Raw genomic sequence first — 24,277 nt, 5'->3', positions numbered from 1 at the left:
GCTTGAGCGTAGAGGAGTAAAACTAAAAAAAATGACCATAACGACAACCAATGCTTATGGTTTGATTAGCATTAGTTATCGTTGGTTTGATGTATTAATTTAGCTAATAAAATGCGTCTTAACGTATTGTTTTTATTAGATGGAGCTGGGCTGATAATGCAGTTAATATAGGTCTGAAAGACGGCTGATTTTCTCACTATGCAAATCTTGAATATTATTTTTCGATACTAAAACATTTGTTTGGGCGTGATGCCCATATGCTGTTTAAAAAAAGCGATAAAAGCGCTATCACTTGAAAATTCCAACGCGTAAGACACATCCAAAACACTTTGTCCTAGAGCCAACAATTCTGTCGCGCGTTGTAACCGCCATTGCTGACGCCAAGCTTGGAAACTCATACCGGTCTCTTTAGAGAAGATCCGACTAATGGTTTTACCGCTGGCACCCACATCATGAGAAAACTTCTCTAACGAAGGCAAACAAAGCTCTCCAGTCAAAAACCGTTTTAACGCTCCTTTCACTCTTGGGTCGCTAGGGATAGGCAATATGTGCGACTCTGCCAACGCTGATTCAAACTCTTCCCAAAACAAAGTGGTGGTGTTGTGCGTCTGTTCGCTATTTATGTCCCAAGACCAGTAGCTCATTCTATCTATCAATGCTTTAAACAGATCGTTCACGGTAAGAAACTGTATGGTGCTGGGGGCTTTGGTAAAGCAGTTGGTATCGAAGTACAGAGAGCGATATTCAACGACATTGTTCATGCTTGCTCTGTGTATGGTGTTTGGTGGTATCCAAGCGGCTTGAGTTGGCGGTAAAACGGAGCGACACCCTTGCAGCTCGATAGTCATGCAACCTTGAGGCGCGTAAAGCAGTTGTCCTTTTTGATGCTCGTGCATACCGGAGTCATGTCTACCCACTCTTGCGGCTACGCCAATAACGGGCACATCCAATGTATCAGCATCGAACGTTGTTTGATGATCAATAAGTGCCATTTGTCCTAAATTCGATATTTTTTGTTCTTATGATGATATTAGTACAAATTTCTTTAACGATAAACTTATCACCATCAAATAAAGAGGAGGAATCACAATGATTCAACACACAAAATATGGAGAGATGTCAAAACCTCCAATGTGGCTATTAGTGCTGCTTATTATGTTTCCTCAGATTGTTGAAACTATCTACAGCCCAGCACTGGGAGAGATTGGGCAGTATTTTGGGGTGAGCGACAATCTCGCGGCAGCAACCATTGCAACGTATTTCTATGCCTTTGCTATTGGTGTTGTAGCATGGGGTATTTTGTCTGATAGTTTAGGACGTCGAGTCAGTATGCTATTAGGCTTGATGACTTATGCACTAGGTGTATTTGCCGCTGTATTTGTGACGTCGTTCGACATGCTGCTGGTCGCTCGTGCTGTTAGCGCTTTTGGCGCAGCTGCAGGGTCGGTAGTGACACAAACAATGCTGCGCGACAAGTTCGTTGGTGGGGAGTTAGGGAAAGCCTTTTCATTAGTGGGAATGGGCATCGCTATCAGTCCGGTTATCGGTATGTTCGCAGGCGGACAGCTTACTCACTTAGGAGGACACACTTACGTATTCTTGGCGCTTTGTATCCTTGCAGTGGTATTGCTTAGCAAAAGTGCGTTGCTATTGCCAGAAACTCGCAGCCAAGAAGCGCGTAAAGCGCCGTTGGCTCAGACAGCGAAAAAGATGCTAATGGATAGACACATTTGGGTGTCAGCCCTGCTAGTTGCCGGTTTTAACGTCGTGGTGTTTAACTACTACCAGATCGGTCCATTTATATTTCGTGAACTGGGGCTTAATGCTCAACAGTTTGGCTACTCGGGTGTGGTGTTGGCAGTTGGAACGTTGATCGGCAGCTCAATCAACAAACGATTGCTCAGCAAAGGTATAACGTCGGCGTTGTTAATCAAATTCGCGGTTGGTTTATCTATGCTTGGCTCCCTTGGCGTCTATGTGACTCAACACAGTCTGTGGTTCTTATTGCCAATGATGATCGTGGTTATGGCGTTTGGTATCGGTATTCCAAACGTGCTAAGTCAAGCGTTAGCGAACTACAAACAAGCGGTGGGTAGTGCGAGTGCTATTCTTGGTCTTCTGTACTACACATTGATTGCCCTTGGTTTATCGGCATCAAGTGCTTTGGCCAACTTAGGGTTGTCGCTCACTGTGGTATCGATGCTGATGGTCGTTACACTATGCTTCAAAGGTGATTGCTCAGACTAATCTAGATGAAGGCCGTTTCCTTGTCACATATCGAGAAAACGGTCTTTTGTTGGATTGTTAATGCTAGGGGCTCCATATAACGCCAATATCCCATTGATTATTGGGGATAGGGAGAAAGCGCAGTGTGTCATCGACTAAGGCCAGATTCTCGAAAGATAGGGTCTGACGTTGTTTTCAACACTAAATGGAATAAAATTTTAAAATTGGTCGTCTTTTTTGGTTTTGCTTCGTCTTATAGTGAGAATCAAAACACAACGGTTGAGAAATATGTTTCAGATTAAACCTGCCACCTTAATTATCGATGGTCAAACGACAGTCATCGGAGCACTAGAAAAGAACTTAGTTGAATTGGCAAGCAGAGTAGGGATAAGGATTCCTGCACCATGTTTGAAAAACAAGCGCAAACATGGTTGTTGCAAAGCGTGTTTGGTTGAGGTCGATGGCAAACAAACCTACGCGTGTTCTAGTCAGCCTAAATCGAAGTCTGAAGTGGTCGTCAAACGCCCAGATCTTGAGCAAATCCGCAAAGCGTCACTGCAAAATTTTAAGCAGCAAGTAAAATCGAGTGAGACGTCGTCATGCGGTTGTAGCTGTTAGTCAGCTACAAGCTTAATAACTCATTAAGAAGCGGCTGCTTTAAGCTTGCCGATGACGCTAAATACAGCCACAACAATCAGACCTGCGATGATACCAATAACGCCATTGAGCAAAGCTGGAATGGTAGCTTGAGCAACCGACAAGTTGGGAATGTCCATAATGATAGGTTCAATAAGATGGTGAATGGCGGGGACGTTATGGACAACAATACCGCCGCCCACTAAGAACATCGCCGCAGTACCAACAATAGTCAGTCCACGCATCAGTTTAGGGGCAAAGGCGATTAATCCTCTGCCAATACTGGAAAGCACACCTTTCCCATTAGACTTTCTTTCTAAGTAAAAACCTAAGTCGTCGAGCTTAACAATCCCGGCAACCAACCCGTATACACCGATGGTCATTAATACTGCGATTAGGCTAACTACCATAATTTGTATGCTGGTGGACTGACCTTGAACGGTGCCTAGCGCAATAACAATGATCTCTGCCGATAAAATAAAATCGGTGCGAATCGCGCCAGCAATTTTCTTTTTCTCATATTCCTCAACAGAATCACCGCCAAGATCCAAAGTGGCCTGATCATCGACTTGTTGTTTGTTGTGAAAGAGTTTGTCTAGAATCTTCTCTGCACCTTCGTAACAGAGAAACAGTCCCCCAAGCAGCAATAGTGGATTAATCAGCCAAGGTGCTATAAAGCTGATAATGAGCGCGGCGGGGACAAGAATACATTTATTTCTAAATGAGCCTTTAGCAACCGACCATACAACAGGGATTTCACGCTCCGCAGACACGCCAGAGACTTGATGAGCGTTGAGGGCGAGATCATCACCCAATACCCCTGCGGTTTTTTTTGCTGCTACTTTTGATAGCAGCGCGACATCGTCCAATACCGCAGTAATATCATCGAGAAGAGTCAATAAACTCAAGCCAGCCATAAGCGTTACCTGTTTTCCGAAAAATCGTCATGCCTGTAAGCAAATGTAACACTAATTAAGACTTTAACAAGCTAGGGGAGCAATGTAGGTATTCAACCAGATAAGTCTTACAGCTTTACGAAGTTAGTGGCGAATTTGTAACCTTCCCATCGATGTTTCACATTGGAGTACTCGAAAATTTCGCCATTATCGAGGTAAACAATTTGTTCTACATTAACCAAAGGTTCGCCTAAGTTTATTTCCAACTCAGCGGCATAGAATGCATTCGCTTTAACGACGGTGATTTCCATCGTCGAACTGTGGATCTTGAGACCTAGTGTGTCGGTGATGTAGCTATAAATAGAATCTTGGGCATGTTCACGCTTTAAACCTTGAATGACATTAATAGGCATATAAGTCTCCTCAACCGCACCCGGTATGTCATCAATGATGCGTACCCGCGTTGTTTTGTACAACATATCTTCAATGTCGCAGTTCAATCTCTCTGCTAAGAAGGTGGCTGCAGGGACGACGGAGAACTCCAGTACTTTTGTGGTTAGGGTTTGACCACTGTCTTGCACATTGGCTTTGGTGCCGTAAAGATGCTTATAACCGGAGTTACCAAGAGGACGTTTCACATACGAGCCAGACCCTCGTTTTCTCACCACTAAACCGTCGGTGACAAGAATATCGAGTGCTTTCTTTATGGTGAGCTCGCTGCATCCGAATTCTACTGCTAACTCACTACCACCAGGTAATTTTTGGTTAGTTGTGTACTGTCCAGAGAGAATCCTCTCCTTGATCGCCTGATAGATATCAGAATACTTAGCTTTGGTGGTGGACATAGTGAATAGATTCTCGCAACATGATAAACATTCTTCATACTAAGCCAAAAAAACCACCAGTTAAAACAATATGGTTATTTTTATTAAATTATATTGTTATTGATCGAGTTTTCTTCTTGTCTCTTATTTGTTTGTCTTTCCGCCAATGATTATCACTGGTTACACCATTGAGCTAAAAATCCGTATTTCTTTGCGTTATAACAATAAAAATGCAATTAGCTATGAAAATGATATTGATTCCCATTTGATCGTAAGTGATAATGATCCTGTTTAATATAACCATAAAATATATAAGGAAAATGGAATGAGTCAGTCTATGAGTTTCATCATGCGTGTCGCGCTGACACTAACGGCCAGCTTCGCCATGGTTGCGAACGCAAGTGCAGTAACTATTCAGCACTTCAAAGGCACAGCAGAGTTTGATGAAACCCCTAAGCGAGTAGTGGTGTTAGGTAATGGTAGCTTAGATGTTCTAGACCGTTTAGGTGTACAACCAGTTGGTGCTCCACATTCATTGCTTCCAGACTATTTAGCGCAGTACAAAGCGTCGACGGGGAATACAGGTTCAGTAAGCGAGCCTGATTTTGAAGCTATCTTCACGTTGAAACCTGATGTGATTATCGCTGAAAACCGCATGCTTCGCGTTTACGATGACTTAAATAAAATTGCGCCAACAGTGATGTTTTATGTTGATAACGGTGAGTATTGGCAAGATACGCAAGCAAACTGGCGTATGCTTGGCAAACTGTTTAATAAAGAAGCGGAAGCAGAAAAGCTAATCGCAGAGACTCAAGCTCAATTTGATAAAGCAGCTGAGGCGGTTTCCAAGCAAGATTTGGACGCACTTATGTTGATGAACAATGGCAACAACGTGGCGATGTTCAACAAAGGTAGCCGTTTTTCTATCGTATTCGATGATTTTGGTTTTGGTGAATCGACTAGTCAAAATGTTGCGCCGATCCAAGGGTCTCACGGTAGCTTGATCTCATTTGAATATGTGGCTGATGCAAAGCCTGAAGTTATTTTCATTTTAGACCGTGAACAAGCCATTGGTCGCAGCGTGGGTAAGGCGAAAGAGTTATTTAACAACCCTCTCGTAAACTCAACGCCTGCGGCGCAAAATAAAAAAATCGTCTATATCAATCCAAATGCTTGGTATATCTCAGGTGGTGGTGTAACCGCTACACAGACCATGATTGCTGATATCGATAAAGCTCTGAACTAATTAAAGTATTCAAAAAGTCTCTCTTAGTTCTCTAGGAGAGACTTTTCTAATTCTTGTTGTTAATTACTGGCCATCACATTCTCAATGACCATCCATAAATACATTCTTGCATGCACATTACTGGTCGCATTAGCGGTTAGTTCCCTCGTACTCGGTGCTGCTCACGTGTCCATTGCGGACTTGTTCCGTGGCGATGAACATGCTTATTCCATCTATGTTGTTAGTCGAGTTCCGCGACTACTAGCAATAATTCTGGCTGGTGCTGGTCTTAGCGTTGCGGGTCTTATCATGCAACAGATCGTGCAAAACCGCTTCGCTTCTCCATCAACGACAGGCACTATCGATTGCGCTCTTTTAGGCTACGTTGCTGGGCTTATCTTTTTGGGTGGTGCCAGTCAGTGGATGCATCTTGGTGTTATCTTCTTTTTTGCCGTTGCAGGCACATTGATCTTTGTGAAATTCTTGCAACGATTGCAATTCAAGAATGCGGTTCTTGTACCTCTTATCGGTATTATGTATGGCAATGTGATATCCGCACTGACAACCTTTATTGCCTATAAGCACGACCTAGTGCAGACCATGTCTTCTTGGACGGTGGCTAACTTTGCGAGTGTGCTGCAAGGGAATTACGAAATCCTGTATCTTGCGGTTCCAGCATGCGTACTTGCGTATTTATATGCACGTCAGTTTAGCGCGGCTAGTGTCGGTGAGAGCTTCGCTAAGAATATAGGTCTCGATTACCAAAAAATCGTTTTCATTGGCGTTATTTTGGTGGCGGTGAGCTCATCAACAGTGGTAATGATTGTTGGTGTGCTTCCATTCTTAGGGCTGATCGTACCGAACGTTGTCTCTCTATTTATGGGGGACAATATGAAGCGCATTCTACCTTGGACGGCGTATTGGGGCGTTATTCTGGTTCTCGCCTGTGACATCTTAGGTCGCTTAATTATTTTCCCTTACGAAATGCCTATCTCAATGATCATCAGTATTTTCGGTGGTGCTGTGTTTATTTATCTGGTGTTGAGAGACAAAGCCAATGCGTGATTCGTTGAGAGTAACTCTACTTATCGCAGGTTGTTTGGCGATCATTGCGTGGTTTATTGGACAGGGACTGACTGCGGATAACTACCAGTTTTTCTTGTCTCGTCGTATTCCTAAAGTATTGGCCATTATTCTGGCGGCCGTTGCGATTTCAGCATCGTCTTTGGTATTCCAAACCATTACCAATAACCGCATTTTAACGCCATCCATACTCGGGTTTGATAGCTTGTATCTTATGGTACAGGTGCTAATGGTGGTGATTCTAGGCAGTACAAGCTTTTGGGTTGTCCATGCGATGAGCAACTTTATGTTGTCCACCGCGGTGATGATTGGTTTTTCACTGTTGTTGTTCCATTTCTATTTCAAACGCCAGGATAGCAATGTGTTTACCTTATTGCTCATTGGTATTGTCTGTGGAAGTTTGTTCAGCAGTGTCACAGGTTTCTTGACGATGTTGGTTGATCCAAATGAGTTTGCTTCCATCCAGAGTTCTATGTTCGCGAGCTTTAATAACGTCAACGCTAAGCTGGTGTACTGGAGTTTGATTCCACTGTCTCTCTGTCTGGCGATTCTGTTCTACTATGCTCCGAAATTGGATGTGTTGTGGTTAGGCATTGATAATGCAACCAGTTTGGGTGTTAACACCAAACAGCTTACTCAGCGGATTATGATCTTGATTACTATCATGATCGCGATTTCAACGGCGCTGGTGGGTCCTGTACTGTTCTTCGGACTTATTACAGTGAGTCTGACTCGAGAAATGTTCAATCACTACCAGCATCGCTTTCTTATTATCGCGAGCAGTCTACTCGCGGTATTACTGTTAGTTGGCGGTCAATGGTGCGTAGAAAAAGTTCTCGCATTCGACACCACGATCAGCGTGATTATTAACCTCGTAGGTGGTTCTTACTTCCTGTTCTTACTACTAAGAAACAGAATTAATTAAGGGTAATGAAGTGATTAAGTTAACAGGTCTAAGTAAAAAGTACGGGAAGACATTTGTTGTTAAGGATGCTGATGCACTATTTCCTAAAGGTGAAGTGACGTCAATTATTGGCCCAAATGGTGCCGGTAAAAGTACTCTATTGTCTATGGCAAGTCGCCTCACGGAGAGTGATGCGGGTGAAGTTGTGATTGGAAACAAGTTGCTCGCTCAGTGGGACACCAAAGAACTGGCTAAACACTTAGCGGTACTGCGCCAATCAAACAACATCAACATGCGCTTCACGATCCGAGAGTTGGTCTCTTTTGGTCGCTTTCCACATTCTCAAGGTCGACTAACCGATGAAGATAATAAAATTATCGATAAAGCACTAGGGCATTTAGGTATTGAAGAGATCCAAAATAAATACCTCGACCAACTCAGTGGCGGTCAGCGTCAAATGGCGTTTATCGCTATGGTTGTCGCTCAGGACACAGACTACGTGTTCCTTGATGAACCGTTAAACAATTTGGATATTAAACACTCTGTAGAGATCATGCATACGCTGCGTAGACTGGCTCATGAATTCAACAAAGCTGTAGTAATTGTGATACATGATATCAACTTTGCATCCTGTTACTCGGACAACATTGTGGCGATGAAAAAAGGGCAGGTGGTTAAATCGGGTAAAGTCGAAGAAGTAGTGCAGCAAGAGATTATGGAATCCATCTACGAGATCCCATTTGATATCCGTGACGTAGATGGTCGTCGAGTGTGTTTGTACTTCAATAGTTGATCGAGCAGATATAAAGTCTTGGCTTGTCAGAGAAGTACAAGAGTATTTAGGTCGCTGACGATTGCTAGCTAAACAGATCGAGAATCTGCTGAGTTTTTGAGGACATTAATTCGGTATTGTGTCGTGACTCTACGTTCAGTCGCACCACTGGTTCAGTATTAGAGGTACGTAAGTTGAATCGCCAGTCATTAAACTCCATGCTGAGACCATCGGTATAATCGACAACAAGGGCATCGTGTTCAAAAGTTTGTTGAACGCGCTTGATGGCAGCTTGTGGATCTTGCAGTTTGGCGTTGATTTCGCCCGAAGATGGGAACGCGACAATACGATCGGCAACCAACTTAGAGAGCGGCTGCTGCTTCACACAAAGAAGCTCACTGACAAGCAGCCAAGGAATCATTCCACTGTCACAGTAGGCAAAGTCTTTGAAGTAATGGTGCGCACTCATTTCGCCGCCATACACTGCATCCTCCAAACGCATACGCTCTTTGATGAAAGCATGTCCCGTTTTAGACATTATCGGAGTACCGCGATTCTCTGTGACGATGTCGATGGTATTCCAAGTTAAGCGAGGATCGTGGATGATTCGAGCATTTGGATTCTTCTGTAAGAACGCTTCTGCTAATAGACCCACGATGTAGTAGCCTTTGATGAACTCACCTTGCTCGTCAAACAGGAAGCAACGGTCAAAATCACCATCCCATGCAATACCCATATCAGCACCGTGCTTTACAACCGCTTCAGAAGTGGCCGCACGGTTTTCAGGAAGCAGTGGATTAGGAATGCCGTTTGGGAAACTAGAGTCAGGTTGGTGATGGACTTTGATAAATTCGATGGCAATGCCCAACTTGGCGAATTTTGCTTCCAGATCGTCAATAACATGACCTGCAGCGCCATTGCCTGAATTTACTACCAGCTTAAGTGGCTTGATGTTGCTCGGCGTAATGTAACTAAGCAAATGCTCGGTGTATTCATCAAGGTTAGACAGCTTCTTGTATTGTCCAACTTGAGCAATTGACTCAAAGTCATTTTGTTCAGCAAGTTGTTTGATGTCGTTCAAACCAGTATCACCACTGATAGGCTTACCGTTATCTCGAACCAGTTTCATCCCATTGTAGTTAATAGGATTGTGGCTTGCGGTGACTTCGATTCCGCCATCTACGTCCAGTGATTGGGTCGCAAAGTAAATCTCTTCTGTACCTGTCATACCGATATCAACAACATCGGAACCTGCATCCATAATGCCGCGCGCCAAGGCGAGTTTAAGACTTTCTGATGTCTCACGAACATCGCCACCCACAACTACGGTTTTAGGTTTTAGAAATTGCGCATATGCTCTGCCAATGCGGTAGGCAATATCCTCGTTGAGTTCGTCTCCCAACTTGCCGCGAATGTCATAAGCTTTAAAACAGCTGAGTGCTTTCATGACTAGACCTTATCCTTGAAAAATGTCCGAAAGCATCGCTTTTAATGCGCTATAAGACAAGTGCTTTTCGCCAATGTCATAGTTTTGTTGCATACGGGATGTTCTCAAATCAGCATCAAACAGATACTCAAGCGTTGAATTCACGGCGCCGTTTAACGTTTCTGGAGCGATAAGAGCGAGTCCTGATTCATCCACCTGATGGTCATTGCCAAGGTCGATAATGTTAAATTGGTAATCGGCAATATCTAAGTCAAATACAGGATAACGATAAACTACCATAGGGATTTTAGCGACAAGGCCTTCTAGAAATTGATTTCCCCAACCTTCTAGCAAACTAGGGTAGGTGATGATGTCTGCGTGTGAGTAGACGTCCCACAAAGAATAGACTTTTTGCCCCTCTTTCTCACCGCGAGAGTGGCCTACCCAATCATTGATAAACAGTAATTCCACATTGCAGGCTTTGGCTTTATTCGTCAATAAGTCAAGATAGCTGTCTTCTTCACACATTCCCGCAAACATAAGGATTAAGCGACTGTCTGCACTAAATATTTCTCCGTTATAGAGCGTTTTTCCAAAAAGCCTTTCACGCTGTTTGCTCATGGCATCAATCAAGTCGATTGCCAGTTCGATGCCTTTTCTTGCCACAATACGTGTTGCTTGCAGGAACAAAATATCATTTGTGCCGACACCGAATCGTGCTCGCAGATCTTGATTGTATTCATCAACTTTCCAATCGCTGCGCTGAAAATCGAACACATTGGGCACCACCGTAGAATCGATGTCGCGGCGTTTTTGAAGTTCTGTTTGCGCGATACGGTTGATCACACAGTGTTCAACCAGCGGGTGTTTAGGAGGAAACAGGGTGTTGAGCAGTTGCTGAATGCCTGGAGACGTTGGGTTTGAGTATTTAACTCGTTCCCAATGAAAATCATGATGATGGCAAATAACACGAGTCTGCGTGGCTTCGACCGCTTTCATAATACCGAGTGCGGCTGGTAGGTGATAGCCAAGTGACAGCATGTTATTTGGAACAATAATGTCAATATCTCGTTGGTCGATAACCTTGATGATACCTGCGGCAATGTCATGGGCTCGATGTTCAATAGCATCTAACAAAACCGATTCTGATGAGTAGTCATCGCGACTCACATACGCGTTGTGGATGATGTTGTCGTTGAATGGCTCTAGATAGTGTAACTCTGGCACGAGGTCCGCGTTTGTGCTACCTGCACTCCCTGCCAGGTAGAAAACCTTATGTCCCATGCTTTCCAGCGCCCATTTCCATTTGTCCATTTCAAGAGATACGCCATCAGTTTCACCAACACGGAAGTGTGCTAGTAGGATATTCATAATTCAGTTTCCTTTTGTTTTCTGAACCTTGTTGGGCGTAATTTAGAGGATTATGTAAATGGATTTAATGATAGTTTTACAAATTAGTGATCAAATTCACGATAATTCAAAACCGGTTTTGGTTGGCTGGAAAAATGAGACTTGGCTCAATAAATAATCAAAAAAGCCTGTCTAAACTAAATGGAAGTCGCAATTATCAAGTGGTGAATTTCAAAGCCACTATTTTTTGGAAAAGTATCAAAACCGGTTTTGGTGGCTTGTTTTGTTAGAATGGAAATAAATATGGCTCAGGAACAAACGGCTAACTCTCAAGTTAAAAAAGACCTACAACAAATCTTGGCAGGTGTGTATTCACCCACTGAACTTAATGAACTCATTCCCAGCCTTCTCAATGTTATTGCGAATCAGCCTGAGTATGTGGGCAAAAAACAATGGGTAGATCAAAGCGACGTCATACTGATTACGTATGGTGATTCGATAAAAAGACAAGGAGAGTCGCCTCTGCAGACCCTGAGAGAGTTTTTGAACGACAATGCGGCGGACGTGCTATCTGCTGTGCATATTCTTCCGTTTTATCCCTATACATCAGACGACGGATTTTCTGTTGTTGATTACAGGAAAATCAACCCAGAATTGGGTGATTGGCAGGATGTTCAATCGCTGTCGAATAATTATGACCTAATGTTCGATGGGGTGATCAATCATATTTCAAAATCCAGTGATTGGTTTCAAGGCTATTTAAAAGGCGAAGCACAGTATCGAGAGTTTTTCACCGAAGCTAACCCATATCGTGACTATAGCTCGGTGACACGCCCTAGAGCGTTACCACTTTTGACGATGTTTGATACTGCATACGGTAAAAAGCATATCTGGACGACGTTCAGCGATGATCAAATTGACCTTAATTTCCGTTGCCCTGCAGTGTTTCAGCAGATAGCCGAGTTGCTGCTGTTTTACGTGCAGCAAGGCGCCTCATATATACGTCTTGATGCGATTGGCTTTATCTGGAAAGAGCTGGACACTCCTTGTATTCATCAGCCCCAAACTCATGCCATTGTCCAAGCGCTGCGAGCATTAATGAACGCAGTAGCGCCTCACGTTAAATTGATCACTGAAACCAACGTGCCACATGGCGATAACATCAGTTATTTCGGCAATGGCTACAACGAAGCGCATTTGGTCTATCAATTTCCTCTGCCGCCTTTAACGCTTCATACCCTACAAACAGGTAACAACGAGGAATTCGTGAAGTGGATGTCGGGCTTGGAATCTTGCACACAACGGACCACTTTTTTTAACTTCCTTGCTTCCCATGACGGAATTGGTGTCCGTCCCGTTGAGGGCATTCTCAGTCAAGAGCAAATCAATCAGTTACTGTCTGTGGTCCAGAGAAATGGTGGACGAGTATCTTTCAAAGACAATGGTGATGGTACTCAAAGCCCTTACGAACTGAATATTAACTATTTCGATGCTCTTCGCGACCCAGATTTGGACGATGACGTTAATATAGATCGATTTATTGCCGCTCAAGCGTTACTTATTTCCATGGCAGGAGTGCCTGGAGTGTATATACATAGCTTGTTGGGCTCTAGGAATGATATCAAAGGACTAGAGAATCAAGGACATAACCGCGCAATCAATCGTGAAAAATTAGCCCTAGAGAAGCTTGTTTCGGAGCTAAACAATCCCAACTCTCATCGCGCTAAAGTATTCGTACGTTTCAAACATATACTGAGTATACGTAGGAAAAATAGTTCTTTTGCGCCTGGCGCTAGCCAGCGAGTGATAGCACTAAGTAAACACCTCATCACCTTTTTTCGGAATGAAGACGTATTGGTGGTGATCAATATTTCAAATCATGTAGTGGAGTTAGATGTCGAAGCAGTACTCAGCGGGGTAACTCACGATTTGATTTTGGGTAACAGTGTCAGTGGCGTTGTTACCGTTAAGCCATATCAGGTGATGTGGTTGAAAAAGTAAAGAGAGTGACTTAATCGTTACTTGTATATACAACGAAACATCAATCGTAAGGGATATGACGATGAAACTGAAAACACTAACTATCGGAATGGCGACAGCCGGATTAGGTCTCTCGAGCCTCGCGCAGGCAACGACGGTAGAATACTGGACTACACAAACGCAATCAGACCGCCTTCAAACCATCGAAGTGATGGTCGACGTGTTTGAAGCACTAAATCCTGGTGTCGACGTTAAAGTAGTGGCAGTAGATGAAAATGATATGCCAAAACAAATCGCAGCAGCGGCGGCATCAAACACATTGCCCAATATGGTCGAGGTTGGGTCTAACTTATCGCTCGCTTTTGCGGAGCAAGGTATTGTGGACGAGAACGCCACTACTGCGACGGTGAATGCCATCGGTAAAGATCGCTTTTATAAGGGCGCATTAAAGATGGTCCAAGACCCTGATAACGGTAAGTATGTTGCGGTACCTTACAGTGGTTGGGTTCAGGGTATTTGGTATCGTGCAGATTGGTTTGAGGAGGCTGGTTTAGAGCCGCCAACCACGTGGGAGAACATTCAAAAAGCGGCCAAGTACTTCAACAAGCCCAAAGATAACCAATATGGGATTCTTATTGGTACTAAAGCCGACAATTACGCGGAGCAAGTATACACTCAGTTTGCCCTGTCGAATGATGCACCTCAGTTTGATAAAGACGGTAAGTTAGTGTTTAACTCAAAAGCGCAGAAAGAGGTATTAGATTTCTATAAAGAGCTAGCGCAGTATACGCCGCCGGGGCCTCAAACATGGCGAGCTCGGGACTACTACCTGCAGGGTAAATTGGCTATGTTCTTCTACTCGACTTATATCATGGACGATATTGCACTAGCAGAGGCCGCGGCTAGCTCTTTGGGTACTGAGAACTTTAAAGATCTCAAAGGAGCGGCTTTCGATCCAGATTTGGCCCAAAATACTCGTTTAGCGACAACGATTACTCGCAAATCGCCTTCTACCTACGGGACTCTGGTCGCATTTTCAATAATGAAAAATAGTGACAAAGATGAAGTCGCTGCCACACAGGCATTCATCGAATATATGAACGAGAAAGAGCAGGTAGTGGCCTACTCTCACATGGCTCCGGGCGGACAGCTTCCAATGCTTAGAGACATCGCTCAAACCGATGAATTCCTGAATGATCCTAAAGGAATTTTTGCCAACTATGGCAAGGAGTCGATCAAAGAAATTATCGCTGGGTTTGAGAATATTAAGGACTTCTCCATTGTGGATGGTAAAGCATTCCCAGAATCGGGTGAGATATTCTCGAAGCAAATCATCCCACGCATGATCTACAGCACGGTGATTGAGGACCAAGACACTCAGAAATCACTCGATTGGGCTCAGAAGGAGATGGAACAGGTTATCTCTAAATAACCAGCGTAGTGTTGAGTTGCGAGTCACATCGCAGCTCACCATCACTCGAAATGCTTTTTAGGTTAGCTTGGTGCGCTAGCTCAAATTGAAAAGGACTTATTATGACACCATTAGAAAGAGCGGAAGCTCGGTTTGGGTGGAGGCTTGTCGCGCCAACCATTGGTATCATTGGGATTTTGATACTTTACCCTATTGTTTTCAACGTCTACCTGAGTTTTTTTGACGTTAAGCTAAACGGTGATAAGACGTTCGTCGGTTTGACGAATTACCTGCAGTTAATTACCAATCCAGATTATTACTCTTCGATTGTCACGACGGGCATTTACCTATTCGGCACAGTTACTGGAACCACCCTTTTGGGGCTAGCGGTTGCTCTTTTAATGCGCGAGCCTTTTCGTGGAAGAGGGCTTGTCAGTGCGGCTATCCTGATGCCGTATTTTGCGCCGGTAATCTCGGTTGTGTTCGGTTGGCAATTTCTTTTTGATCCTGTGAATGGTGTCTTCAATTGGTTAATGGTTGATGTACTCAACTTGTGGGACCAGCGCACCAACCTAATAGGTGAACCAGGCTCAGCCGTTTGGGTGGTAATCATATTCGATGTTTGGAAGCATTTCCCCATTGCTTACTTACTCATTTTGTCAAAATTGACGTCTATTCCGAAAGATCAATATGAAGCAGCGGCTATTGACGGCTACGGTCCAATCGGACGCTTCTTCCATGTGACATTGCCGGAGATTTACTTTGTCTTGGCCACTGTTGTGATATTGCGTTTGATTTGGAACCTTAATCGCTTTGAGGATGTGTTTCTTTTGGCACCCAATGTCGAAACTCTTCCAGTATTTACGTACTACCAAGCTTTCACAGGTGTGATTGATCAAGGCCTAGCAGCGGCCACATCGGTAATTCAATTCAGCGTTTTGTGTGTGTTGATTTGGTTCTATGTTAAAAAAATTCTCAAATGGTAGATGACTATGTTAGGAAAACAAACGATTAAAGGACGGATTGGATTCGCGTTAGCAATTTTTTCCATCGTTAGCTTCTGTTTGCTGCCTTTTGCACAAATACTCTCAACATCGTTAAAGCATCAGTTTGACTGGGGTAATCCATCGCTTATACCTCAAGTAGTTAATCTCGATGCTTATAAAGAATTATTGGGATTGACGGAGCGACAGACAGTAGAAATCCCTCCAGCTATAAAGAAAATTCTTGAGAACCCTAAATTATCTCAGGGGAAAAAAGACGCCATTTTGGCGAAATATACTGACAATTCGGACGTGTTTCCATTCGGTCGATTCATGCTCAACAGCTTTGCTGTATCGGCTGGCGCTGCACTGGTGTCACTTATTTTTGCTGTAATGGGGGCCTATTCGATCTCACGCTTAAGATTCTCCGGACAAGTCGTTGTCCAGCGGTCGGTGCTTTTTGTCTACATGGTTGGTGGTGTGTTGTTAATGGTTCCACTGTATCAAATGGCAGTCAATGTAGGGTTGGCATCCTCTATGTGGGGCAGCGTATTTTGCCTATTTGCTATTTATATTGTGCAAACATTACCAGTAGCGCTCTATATGCTCGGTAACTACTTCCGGACTATTCCTTTTGCGTTAGAGGAAGCGGCGATGATGGATGGTTACTCTCGTAAGGAAGCGATTATCAAAGTTGTGCTTCCTCTGTCGATTCCCATGCTCGCAACGGTATTTATGTACTGCTTTATCATTGGCTGGAACGAATATTTATTTGCTTCAGTCTTTCTTAAACAATTTAAAGAGTTCTATACATTGCCACTCGCATTACAAGAGTTGTTTGTGTCAAAAAATGCGATTTGGGACCGAATTATGGCAGCGTCTATGCTGACATTGGCTCCAATTATTGTGTGTTTCTTATTTGCAATGCGACATATGGATGGCGGCAAAACTGATGGCGGTGTAAAAGGTTAAATATTATGGCTTCTATTTCATTAAAAAATATTGTTAAAAACTACGGTGATACCAAAGTTGTAAAAAACATCAGTCTTGATATCGAGGACGGCGAGTTTGTTGTATTAGTGGGTCCTTCTGGTTGTGGTAAATCGACCACGTTGCGCATGATCGCGGGTTTGGAACAGGCAACATCAGGAGAAATTTCTATCGGAGACAGAGTCGTCAACGATGTTGAGCCACAACATCGAAATATTGCGATGGTGTTCCAAAACTACGCGTTGTATCCACACAAAACGGTTGAAGAGAATATTGTGTTTGCTCTGCGCCGTTTGAAGATGGAAGAGTCAGAAATCCAGCGTCGTCTGGATGACGTTGCCAAAATGCTCAAGCTGGAAGACTACCTCAATAGGAAGCCTTCTGACCTCTCTGGCGGCCAGCGCCAACGTGTAGCCATGGGTCGCGCCATCGTAAGAGATGCAGATTGCTTTTTATTTGATGAACCTTTGTCGAATTTAGATGCCAAGCTACGCAACCATATGCGAACTGAAATCGCGCAAATCCATAACCGATTTGGCCGCACCAGCGTTTATGTCACTCACGACCAAGTCGAGGCAATGACGCTAGCGGATAAAGTGGTAGTGCTGCGTGACGGTATTATCGAGCAAGTCGGCTCTCCGATGGAGATCTTTCTCAATCCTGTCAACATTTTCGTGGCGACCTTTATTGGCTCACCATCAATGAACATCATGGACGGTACGCTCTACAACGATTACCTGGAACTAGGGGGATATCAACTGCCTAGAAAGCTGCTGACCGGAGTTCATTTTGATGAGGCTGTATCGGCGGAAGGACTTGCCGTAAAAGTGGGCATTCGTCCAGACTTTTTCAATGACAAGGAGTTCTTTGGGGAGAGTGAAACAACCTTTAACTTCGATAACATCAACATCGACCTAGTTGAACCGATGGGGTTTGATAAAGAAGTGTTGTTTAAGTTGGGAGAAGAGAATGTGAAAGCACGCCTCGACCTTCGTTCAGAAGTGACGCGGGGTCAAAAAATGGACTTACTCGTCGATTTATCTCGCGTCCTGCTGTTTGACGTGAAAACAGAGCAACGTCTCTAATTGCTCATCCCCTTCATGGACTTATGAAGGGGACTTTTATGGATGCTCATTGTCTTTGCTGCCTGAAAGGCCTTGGTGATATTGAACGAGTGCTGTTATTTACTGGCTGTGCCAAACAGCATCCATTTGGTATTGAAGCACTGATTGAAAAGTCGTATCCACTTACAGGTACATTTATTTCGAAAACACCAATCGCACTTGCATTATTGAGGTTTATGTTAGAAGGTTGCTATTGACGCAAAGATTACTTGGAACATGGTGCGCACCGTTCAGCTAACTGGTTGAACTTTTGTGAAAATAATCTAAATAATGAGGTCATGTCCAATCAAAAAGGTTGGCAAAAGTACGATTCACAACTTAAGGAAACCGTGTTGACTCCACAACCCGTTGCCTCCATCCGTCGCAGTGAGTTATTAGTTAGTGAGAGCTAAGAGTATTATGTCGATAAAAAAACTAGCAGAACATTTAGGGCTCTCTAAATCTACGGTTTCGCGAGCGTTAAACGGATACAATGATGTCAACCCAGCAACTCGGCAAAAGGTGTTGGCGGCAGCAAAAGCGTTGGACTATAAACCTAACCCAACGGCTAAGCGTTTGGCGTCGGGTAAATCCAAAAACGTCGGTATTATCTTACCTGCCAACTCGAGAATGTTTGTTTCCCCTGGCTTCTCAAAAGTACTTGCAGGCGCATCAACATTTCTTGCTCATCATGGTTACCAATTGATCGTAACAACCATTACTGATTGCCAAGATGAGAATAAGGTCTATTCGGATTTCATTGATAGTGGTCTGATTGATGGGCTTTTTATTGTTCGCACACGCAATAATGATGAACGTATTGCCATGCTAAAACAGAAGCAATTTCCTTATATTTGCCATGGTTATGATATCGGCTTTGAAGAAGATTGCTTTGTTGACGTTGACAATGAACATGCCTTTTATCAGATGACTAAACGTCAGCTTGAGCATGGACATACTCGCATTGCTTTCTTAGACGCACCTATTGAACTGACGCTCTCACAAGCTCGCAAGAGAGGCTATATAAAGGCCATGGAAGAAGCGGGACTATGTATAGATGACCGTTTATTACTCAACGGTGAGCTTAACGAAGAAGATGCGATCAAGATGGCCAAAGAGGTATTATCATTAGCTAAGCGCCCAACGTCGATCTTGTGTGCTGATGATACTATGGCGTTAGGTACGATAGCGGCTTGTGAAGAACTTGGTTATCAACCAGGTGTCGATATTGCGATTGCGGGTTATGGTGACTACGAGCACAGTCGCTACGGTAAACCTTCTATCACAACGTTGTATTATGACACGCATAGTGTGGGAGAAGAAATGGCTAAATTGATGCTTAATCGTTTGGAGAACAAAGGCTTTATGATTCAAAATTGGTTCCAAGCGGAGATTGTGGCTCGTCAATCTGACAAAATTACCAATGAGGCACTAACCTAATCCAAAAACTGATCACTCTACAGTTTAAACACGTGCAGGGTGCTTGTTAACGCTCCAATAGTAGGTATGTTTTATCATCGAATGAGAATTGACCTCTACCTATTGCTCGCTAGTCATTACCATCCATTCTAACCTGATGCTTGTTAAAACAGACCATCATGGATCGCAAGCAATGAACTTAATCGTTAACGTGCAAAAAGGTGCTCGCAAACAGGGCTTTGAGTGGGCAACTCGTCAAGCTTGGAAATGTGGAATGAAAGCCAATTTGGTCAATCGAGTAATTGGCGTTGCTCGTGGGCAAGTCGTGTGTGTGATTGATGGCGTGCGCGCGGAGCTCTCTACTGAGCTGAATAACCCTCACCACCATGAAGACAAGCAAGGTCGATACGTGTTTGTTGGTGGAGCAGTGTGGGAGCCAAACGATCTGCTAGCGCCAGCGTTTCCTGAGTTTATGTTTATGCATGTTCGCAACTTGGGACGTAAGCATAAATACATGACCGACGACGAACTATTCTTTAACTTGGCCTAACCAATGATCGCATTATTCATAAAGTGCTTGATCGGCGCTCTGGCAGTCTTACTCATCGCAATCCTTTCGAAAAGTAAGAGTTTTTTTATCGCCGGATTGGTTCCACTGTTTCCAAGCTTTGCGCTTATCGCCCATTACATCGTTGGTACTGAGCGCAATATGGAAGCGCTTCGTATGACGGCATTGTTTGGGATCTATTCATTGCTCCCGTATGCCGCCTACTTATTGGCGGTGTACTATTTTAGTTACTTCTTGACTCTAACTGGGACTTTACTTTCTGCTGTTATGGTATGGGTTCTTTTCGCGACCATTTTATTGGGAGTGTGGAATAAAACCATGGTGATTGCGGCTTAGGAGAGATGCCCTTTTATCATGTAACTAATGTATTCCTGATCAAGTGGTTTACCTATCATGATTTGATGATTTAGCAATCCTAGCATTAAGGTATAAAGCGCTTGTTTGTTCTTCTCTGAGACATAATGGCCTAATAGAGCCAGATACTTTTGATTCGCTAACATCATGCTAGGATCGCCTGCGACCTTGGTCTCGCCGATCACTTCGATATAATCTGTAACGAGCTGCATTTCTTTGAAAAAGCGAGGCGCCATTTGTTCAAAGATGGCAATGAAATTCTCTATCTTTTGCTCGTTTGTCGCACCTTGGCTGACAGGTTTGCCTGTCAACGCATCTGCGTCAACGTTCACCATTGCTTCAGTGGCTGCCTTGAAGAGTTCATCTTTGCTTTTGTAGTAGTGATAAACCGCGCTTTTGCTCATTCCTAAAAGTTCAAACAACTGTCTCATTCCAACCTTATAGTTGAGTTGGTTGACATCAATGATGTTGTTATTCGTGTTGGTCGTCGTGATAACGGTATCGTCACTAAACCAAAAAAAGTGTGAGTAGTTTAGCGCTAACATCCCAATGAATAGAAAGCTGCTTGCTTTCAACCATGCGTAGCGCCATTGTTTTTTTAGTGCAAAATAGAGTAAAACCAACGACAGTAAGCCTAGTCCTAACGTGTATTTATGTTCAGAAACGAAGGTCGCTATCTCTCCGAGTACTGGCACATTGTCCACTCCTGCGGCTAACAGGTAGCCCCAGATAACGAATTGGCCTACACCCAACAATAGCCCTATCAAGGCATAGAAAGAAAACTTACGCCAACGAATATGGTTAGCTCCGGCCATAAACGGCACCACCCACGCAATAGGGCCTAGCAGCCTTGCGAAGGCAATGACCCAAAAGGTCCGGCGATTCATAAGAAGGCGACATCGAGCTAGCGGTCTGCGTATTTTAGGTTGCCAGCGAAGAAGCTTCTTTTGTGCGCTAAAGCCGTAATGGCGGCCAATAAAAAAGCTCAATTGGTCGCCGAGTAATCCCCCGAAGAGAACCGCGAGCACTGCGAGATATCCACCACTATAGAGTTGATATCCGGCAGCAATCATAAACGGTTCCCCCGGAACCACGTGGTTAGGGCCAATGACCGCGTCAAAGAAAGAGCCGAGAAACAGTCCCAATGTCTCAAACATAACGATTCCTTACGTCCTTAGTGTTGTCGTTTTGATGGGATAAGAGTGATTGGTTACTGCTGCTGGTAGTGACCGAATTTGTATTCCATTTCGTTGTTACGCATTTCACCAAAGAAGAATCGGCGAACATTGGCTTTTAAGTACGTGAATCCCATCTTAAAGAATCCATCTTGCTCAAGACGACGTGGGTCAAACTGGAAACTCAGTGGCAAAAATCGAAAGCGCCATGTCTTAGCGGCTTTTTTTACGTAGTTGCAGTCTTCGCAAAGCACGATACTTTCATCAAACCCTCCGATTTCGTCATGAGCACGTTTGGTTGAGAAAATACACGCACCAACCGCGGTTGGAAAAAAGAACTGTGTGGTAAATAACCCAGCGTTGAAGAGTCCATAACCGGCTTTGTAGGCAGGTGCAAGCTTACGCGAACCCATGTAAATACCTGCAACTTCCAGCTTCTCTTGCTCCAGCTTGGTCATCGCATTCTCTAGAAAGTTTTTGTCTAAACGGACATCGGCATCAAGAAACAGCAGCCGTTCATACTTGGCTAACTTAGCGCCGGTATTACGGCCAAGGCTGACGCCACGTGTTTCCATGGTGTGAATAGTCAGTTCAGGAAGGGCTGGACGATATTTTTCGGCCACTTCACAAGTGCGGTCAGCACTGTTGGAATCAACGACAATCACTTCGAAGTTTTGGTTGGTTTGACAGCTCAAATCACTGAGTAGACGAGCGATTCTTTTCTCTTCGTTCAGAGTGATAATAACAATGCTTAGTGGTTTCATAATCCAGTCCCTTTGTTCATTAGGTGTTTGTTGATGATTGGATTATGACGCGGGCGCGCTTAACCTTTGATGAGAAGGCAATTCATATTCAGTTAATTTTTATTCTCCATGGGCTGAGTACAACAGGTTAGATTTGAGTGTGAGATTGGACTTCATCTAAGACCCAAGGATTGGCGATTGCCCCTTTGTTTTTCACGGTTTGACCATGTAGGGTTTGTTTTACCGCTAGTTCCACCAACTTGCCCGATTTTGTGCGTGGTATTTCACTAATAGCGTAGATTTCAGATGGAACGTGACGAGGGGAACAATGTGTTTTTAAACGTTGTTTTATCTGCTGTTTCAGGTTGTCGTCCAATATTTCGGCCTCTTTGAGCTGCACAAACAGCACGACTGTTTCACTACCACCTTGGTTTCTTCCAACGGCGATCGAATCGGCAATTTGCTCAAGTTGATTCACTTGCTGATAGATTTCAGCCGTACCAATTCGTACGCCACCAGGATTAAGCGTGGCGTCACTACGCCCAAAGAACGTCAAACCGCCTGTGTGGCTCTGCTTTACATCATCACCGTGATTCCAAACACCGAAAAATGTACTCCAATAGGCGTCATGATAGCGCTTGCCTGAATCATTCCAAAATCCGACAGGTTGATTGGGAAAGCTATTAATGCAAACCAGTTCACCGCGCTCCTCCATCACAGGTCTTCCTTGCTCGTTGAATACCTGAACATCAAGCCCCAGCCCCGGAGCTTGACATTCACCCTTAAATACAGGGGAGAGTGGGTTACCCAGAACGAAACAGCCGCATATGTCTGTGCCACCCGAGATGGAGGCCAAATGAAGGTCTGACTTTATGGCATCGTAGACATAGTCAAACTGCTGTGGGTAAAGTACGGAGCCTGTTGAGCATAACGTTTTTAGATTGGCTAAATCGTAGTGCTCTTTAGGGCGATAATGAAGTTTTTGTAGTGTCTCTAAGTATTTTGCAGAGGTGCCGAACAAAGTGATCTTGGCATCGACGGCTAACTGCCAAAGAGAGTGTATTTTTGGATAGACAGGACTGCCATCAAAGATCACTAAGGTTGCACCAGAAGCCAGAGCCGAGACTTGCCAGTTCCACATCATCCAGCCACAAGTGGTGTAATAGAATACGCGATCTCCGGGTTTGATATCACAATGAAGTTGATGTTCTTTCAAGTGATTAATAGTGGTGCCACCGACAGAATGCACGATGCATTTAGGCTTACCAGTGGTCCCTGAAGAGTAAAGAATGAACAATGGAGCGTTAAATCTAACGCGATGGAAAGTGAGAGGCACAGGAGAAAAGCGATGTGCCAAGGCGTGCCAATCTATCGCGTTTTCCATTTGACCATTGTTGTGCTCGGCATAACGAATCAGGCAACATTGAGTAATCGATGGAATAGCATCAACAAGGCTTTGGTTTTTCTCAATCATTCCGAAAGCTTTGCCATTGAAACGATACCCGTCACAGCAGAATAGGATTTTAGGTTCTACTTGCCCAAACCGTTCGATGACACTGTCGACGCCAAAATCTGGCGAAGTAGACGTCCAAATCGCACCCAAGCTAGTTGTAGCAAGCATGGCGATAACGGTGTGAGGAATATGTGGTAGATAGCCGGCCACCACATCGCCTTCGCCAATACCTGATTCAATTAGCCATTGCTGGACAACAGAAACTTGTTCAAGTAGTTGCTGCCAAGTGATGCCAGATGACTGATGATGTTCATTGTGAAACTGAATGGCAATTTCAGACGGGTGATGGATGCCATGAGCTAGAAGATTTTCCGCATAGTTCAACGTTGAATTGGGAAACCACAGCGTATCGCGCGCAGCGAGCGCTTCATTCCATTTTGGCTCGCCTAACAGGCAAATCGGCGCACGTTTGTCTCCAACTACACCACAGTAATCCCAGACTTCGCTCCAAAAGGATTCTGATTGGCTTATGGACCACTGATGCAACTGAGCGTAATCACCAAAGCTGAGTTCTTGTTGTTCTAGTACTTTCATAAAGGCTTTGAGATGAGAAATCTCGATTCGTTCGATAGAAGGTGACCAGAGTGGAGTGTGATCCGTGTCGTGATTTGGCATGCGCTTCCTTTGTGCTTACTGCGATGAATGTGATTAAGTTTTGGTGTGAATTTTCAATACGTCAAATTATGGCAGCTGAAA

23 protein-coding genes are annotated in these 24,277 nt (G+C 44.0%); 15 read left to right on the top strand and 8 right to left on the bottom strand.

Annotated elements, in window-relative coordinates:
* Positions 1-227: 227 nt before the first annotated feature.
* On the bottom strand, positions 228-992 hold the full coding sequence (locus VTH8203_RS09785; RefSeq protein WP_096993507.1) for an AraC family transcriptional regulator: 765 nt from the start codon (positions 990-992) through the stop codon (positions 228-230).
* A 97-nt stretch (positions 993-1,089) separates the two neighbouring features.
* Between VTH8203_RS09785 and VTH8203_RS09780 the strand changes: the two genes are divergently transcribed.
* Together VTH8203_RS09780 and VTH8203_RS09775 are read left to right on the top strand one after the other, a co-directional pair.
* Positions 1,090-2,247, top strand: coding sequence for a multidrug effflux MFS transporter (locus VTH8203_RS09780; RefSeq protein ID WP_096993506.1), 1,158 nt, complete (start codon positions 1,090-1,092; stop codon positions 2,245-2,247).
* Positions 2,248-2,514: 267 nt separating this feature from the next.
* A complete protein-coding gene (locus VTH8203_RS09775) occupies positions 2,515-2,844 on the top strand; it encodes a 2Fe-2S iron-sulfur cluster-binding protein (RefSeq protein ID WP_096993505.1) in 330 nt (109 codons plus the stop codon).
* Positions 2,845-2,867: 23 nt separating this feature from the next.
* On the opposite strand, the gene VTH8203_RS09770 is transcribed toward VTH8203_RS09775, so the two are convergent.
* Positions 2,868-3,779, bottom strand: a complete 912-nt coding sequence (locus VTH8203_RS09770; RefSeq protein WP_096993504.1) for a DUF808 domain-containing protein — start codon at positions 3,777-3,779, stop codon at positions 2,868-2,870.
* Between the two features lie 107 nt (positions 3,780-3,886).
* Positions 3,887-4,603 (bottom strand): GntR family transcriptional regulator, encoded by a 717-nt coding sequence (locus tag VTH8203_RS09765; protein WP_096993503.1) that lies wholly within the window; start codon positions 4,601-4,603, stop codon positions 3,887-3,889.
* A gap of 304 nt (positions 4,604-4,907) precedes the next feature.
* Between VTH8203_RS09765 and VTH8203_RS09760 the strand changes: the two genes are divergently transcribed.
* From VTH8203_RS09760 to VTH8203_RS09745, 4 genes are all read left to right on the top strand, one after another.
* On the top strand, positions 4,908-5,828 hold the full coding sequence (locus tag VTH8203_RS09760; RefSeq protein ID WP_096993502.1) for a siderophore ABC transporter substrate-binding protein: 921 nt from the start codon (positions 4,908-4,910) through the stop codon (positions 5,826-5,828).
* Positions 5,829-5,912: 84 nt separating this feature from the next.
* Positions 5,913-6,872 (top strand): ABC transporter permease, encoded by a 960-nt coding sequence (locus VTH8203_RS09755; RefSeq protein WP_096993501.1) that lies wholly within the window; start codon positions 5,913-5,915, stop codon positions 6,870-6,872.
* The gene (locus tag VTH8203_RS09750) at positions 6,865-7,815 is read left to right on the top strand and encodes an iron chelate uptake ABC transporter family permease subunit (protein ID WP_096993500.1); all 951 of its coding nucleotides are present in this window, start codon (positions 6,865-6,867) and stop codon (positions 7,813-7,815) included. The genes VTH8203_RS09755 and VTH8203_RS09750 overlap by 8 nt, the downstream gene beginning before the upstream one ends.
* A gap of 10 nt (positions 7,816-7,825) precedes the next feature.
* Positions 7,826-8,587: an iron ABC transporter ATP-binding protein gene (locus VTH8203_RS09745; RefSeq protein ID WP_006070432.1), complete on the top strand. Its 762-nt coding sequence runs from the start codon at positions 7,826-7,828 to the stop codon at positions 8,585-8,587.
* 64 nt (positions 8,588-8,651) lie between these two features.
* Here VTH8203_RS09745 and VTH8203_RS09740 read toward each other — a convergent pair whose 3' ends face one another.
* Positions 8,652-10,013 carry a phosphohexomutase domain-containing protein gene (locus VTH8203_RS09740; protein ID WP_096993499.1) on the bottom strand — a complete coding sequence of 454 codons (1,362 nt, stop codon included), beginning with the start codon at positions 10,011-10,013 and terminating at the stop codon, positions 8,652-8,654.
* Positions 10,014-10,022: 9 nt separating this feature from the next.
* Complete coding sequence (locus tag VTH8203_RS09735; protein WP_096993498.1) at positions 10,023-11,363, bottom strand: glycosyltransferase family 4 protein; 1,341 nt, start codon at positions 11,361-11,363, stop codon at positions 10,023-10,025.
* Positions 11,364-11,645: 282 nt separating this feature from the next.
* On the opposite strand from VTH8203_RS09735, the gene VTH8203_RS09730 reads away from it, so the two are divergent.
* The 9 genes from VTH8203_RS09730 (at position 11,646) to VTH8203_RS09690 (ending at position 20,132) form a co-directional block, all read left to right on the top strand.
* Complete coding sequence (locus VTH8203_RS09730) at positions 11,646-13,343, top strand: alpha-amylase family glycosyl hydrolase (protein ID WP_096993497.1); 1,698 nt, start codon at positions 11,646-11,648, stop codon at positions 13,341-13,343.
* A 61-nt stretch (positions 13,344-13,404) separates the two neighbouring features.
* Positions 13,405-14,754 carry an ABC transporter substrate-binding protein gene (locus VTH8203_RS09725; RefSeq protein ID WP_096993496.1) on the top strand — a complete coding sequence of 450 codons (1,350 nt, stop codon included), beginning with the start codon at positions 13,405-13,407 and terminating at the stop codon, positions 14,752-14,754.
* A gap of 101 nt (positions 14,755-14,855) precedes the next feature.
* Positions 14,856-15,719, top strand: a complete 864-nt coding sequence (locus VTH8203_RS09720) for a carbohydrate ABC transporter permease (protein ID WP_096993495.1) — start codon at positions 14,856-14,858, stop codon at positions 15,717-15,719.
* A 6-nt stretch (positions 15,720-15,725) separates the two neighbouring features.
* Positions 15,726-16,688, top strand: coding sequence for a carbohydrate ABC transporter permease (locus VTH8203_RS09715; protein WP_096993494.1), 963 nt, complete (start codon positions 15,726-15,728; stop codon positions 16,686-16,688).
* A 5-nt stretch (positions 16,689-16,693) separates the two neighbouring features.
* Positions 16,694-17,791, top strand: coding sequence for an ABC transporter ATP-binding protein (locus tag VTH8203_RS09710; RefSeq protein WP_096993493.1), 1,098 nt, complete (start codon positions 16,694-16,696; stop codon positions 17,789-17,791).
* Between the two features lie 38 nt (positions 17,792-17,829).
* Positions 17,830-18,027, top strand: coding sequence for a hypothetical protein (locus tag VTH8203_RS09705; RefSeq protein ID WP_096993492.1), 198 nt, complete (start codon positions 17,830-17,832; stop codon positions 18,025-18,027).
* A gap of 184 nt (positions 18,028-18,211) precedes the next feature.
* Positions 18,212-19,249: a LacI family DNA-binding transcriptional regulator gene (locus tag VTH8203_RS09700; RefSeq protein WP_279627171.1), complete on the top strand. Its 1,038-nt coding sequence runs from the start codon at positions 18,212-18,214 to the stop codon at positions 19,247-19,249.
* A gap of 172 nt (positions 19,250-19,421) precedes the next feature.
* Complete coding sequence (locus VTH8203_RS09695) at positions 19,422-19,778, top strand: acyl-CoA synthetase (RefSeq protein WP_096993490.1); 357 nt, start codon at positions 19,422-19,424, stop codon at positions 19,776-19,778.
* 3 nt (positions 19,779-19,781) lie between these two features.
* Complete coding sequence (locus VTH8203_RS09690) at positions 19,782-20,132, top strand: GlpM family protein (protein WP_096993489.1); 351 nt, start codon at positions 19,782-19,784, stop codon at positions 20,130-20,132.
* On the opposite strand, the gene VTH8203_RS25010 is transcribed toward VTH8203_RS09690, so the two are convergent.
* The 3 genes from VTH8203_RS25010 to VTH8203_RS09675 form a co-directional block, all read right to left on the bottom strand.
* Positions 20,129-21,307: a VTT domain-containing protein gene (locus tag VTH8203_RS25010; protein WP_096993488.1), complete on the bottom strand. Its 1,179-nt coding sequence runs from the start codon at positions 21,305-21,307 to the stop codon at positions 20,129-20,131. The two genes, VTH8203_RS09690 and VTH8203_RS25010, sit on opposite strands and share 4 nt — an antisense overlap.
* 53 nt (positions 21,308-21,360) lie before the next feature.
* Complete coding sequence (locus VTH8203_RS09680) at positions 21,361-22,089, bottom strand: glycosyltransferase family 2 protein (protein WP_096993487.1); 729 nt, start codon at positions 22,087-22,089, stop codon at positions 21,361-21,363.
* 127 nt (positions 22,090-22,216) lie between these two features.
* Positions 22,217-24,196: an acetoacetate--CoA ligase gene (locus tag VTH8203_RS09675; protein ID WP_096993486.1), complete on the bottom strand. Its 1,980-nt coding sequence runs from the start codon at positions 24,194-24,196 to the stop codon at positions 22,217-22,219.
* Positions 24,197-24,277 lie beyond the last annotated feature (81 nt).

It is taken from the genome of Vibrio thalassae (genome assembly GCF_900089835.1).
Taxonomy (GTDB): Bacteria; Pseudomonadota; Gammaproteobacteria; order Enterobacterales; family Vibrionaceae; genus Vibrio; species Vibrio thalassae.
This window is presented reverse-complemented; position numbering and strand designations above follow the sequence as displayed.

Coding starts and splice junctions, on each gene's coding strand:
- VTH8203_RS09730 (WP_096993497.1), top strand. CDS start 11,646: ATGGCTCAGGAACAAACGGCTAACTCTCAAGTTAAAAAAGACCTACAA.
- VTH8203_RS09725 (WP_096993496.1), top strand. CDS start 13,405: ATGAAACTGAAAACACTAACTATCGGAATGGCGACAGCCGGATTAGGT.
- VTH8203_RS09715 (WP_096993494.1), top strand. CDS start 15,726: ATGTTAGGAAAACAAACGATTAAAGGACGGATTGGATTCGCGTTAGCA.
- VTH8203_RS09785 (WP_096993507.1), bottom strand. CDS start 992: ATGGCACTTATTGATCATCAAACAACGTTCGATGCTGATACATTGGAT.
- VTH8203_RS09705 (WP_096993492.1), top strand. CDS start 17,830: ATGGATGCTCATTGTCTTTGCTGCCTGAAAGGCCTTGGTGATATTGAA.
- VTH8203_RS09760 (WP_096993502.1), top strand. CDS start 4,908: ATGAGTCAGTCTATGAGTTTCATCATGCGTGTCGCGCTGACACTAACG.
- VTH8203_RS09750 (WP_096993500.1), top strand. CDS start 6,865: ATGCGTGATTCGTTGAGAGTAACTCTACTTATCGCAGGTTGTTTGGCG.
- VTH8203_RS09765 (WP_096993503.1), bottom strand. CDS start 4,603: ATGTCCACCACCAAAGCTAAGTATTCTGATATCTATCAGGCGATCAAG.
- VTH8203_RS09710 (WP_096993493.1), top strand. CDS start 16,694: ATGGCTTCTATTTCATTAAAAAATATTGTTAAAAACTACGGTGATACC.
- VTH8203_RS09775 (WP_096993505.1), top strand. CDS start 2,515: ATGTTTCAGATTAAACCTGCCACCTTAATTATCGATGGTCAAACGACA.
- VTH8203_RS09740 (WP_096993499.1), bottom strand. CDS start 10,013: ATGAAAGCACTCAGCTGTTTTAAAGCTTATGACATTCGCGGCAAGTTG.
- VTH8203_RS25010 (WP_096993488.1), bottom strand. CDS start 21,307: ATGTTTGAGACATTGGGACTGTTTCTCGGCTCTTTCTTTGACGCGGTC.
- VTH8203_RS09680 (WP_096993487.1), bottom strand. CDS start 22,089: ATGAAACCACTAAGCATTGTTATTATCACTCTGAACGAAGAGAAAAGA.
- VTH8203_RS09690 (WP_096993489.1), top strand. CDS start 19,782: ATGATCGCATTATTCATAAAGTGCTTGATCGGCGCTCTGGCAGTCTTA.
- VTH8203_RS09780 (WP_096993506.1), top strand. CDS start 1,090: ATGATTCAACACACAAAATATGGAGAGATGTCAAAACCTCCAATGTGG.
- VTH8203_RS09735 (WP_096993498.1), bottom strand. CDS start 11,363: ATGAATATCCTACTAGCACACTTCCGTGTTGGTGAAACTGATGGCGTA.
- VTH8203_RS09755 (WP_096993501.1), top strand. CDS start 5,913: ATGACCATCCATAAATACATTCTTGCATGCACATTACTGGTCGCATTA.
- VTH8203_RS09675 (WP_096993486.1), bottom strand. CDS start 24,196: ATGCCAAATCACGACACGGATCACACTCCACTCTGGTCACCTTCTATC.
- VTH8203_RS09695 (WP_096993490.1), top strand. CDS start 19,422: ATGAACTTAATCGTTAACGTGCAAAAAGGTGCTCGCAAACAGGGCTTT.
- VTH8203_RS09770 (WP_096993504.1), bottom strand. CDS start 3,779: ATGGCTGGCTTGAGTTTATTGACTCTTCTCGATGATATTACTGCGGTA.
- VTH8203_RS09720 (WP_096993495.1), top strand. CDS start 14,856: ATGACACCATTAGAAAGAGCGGAAGCTCGGTTTGGGTGGAGGCTTGTC.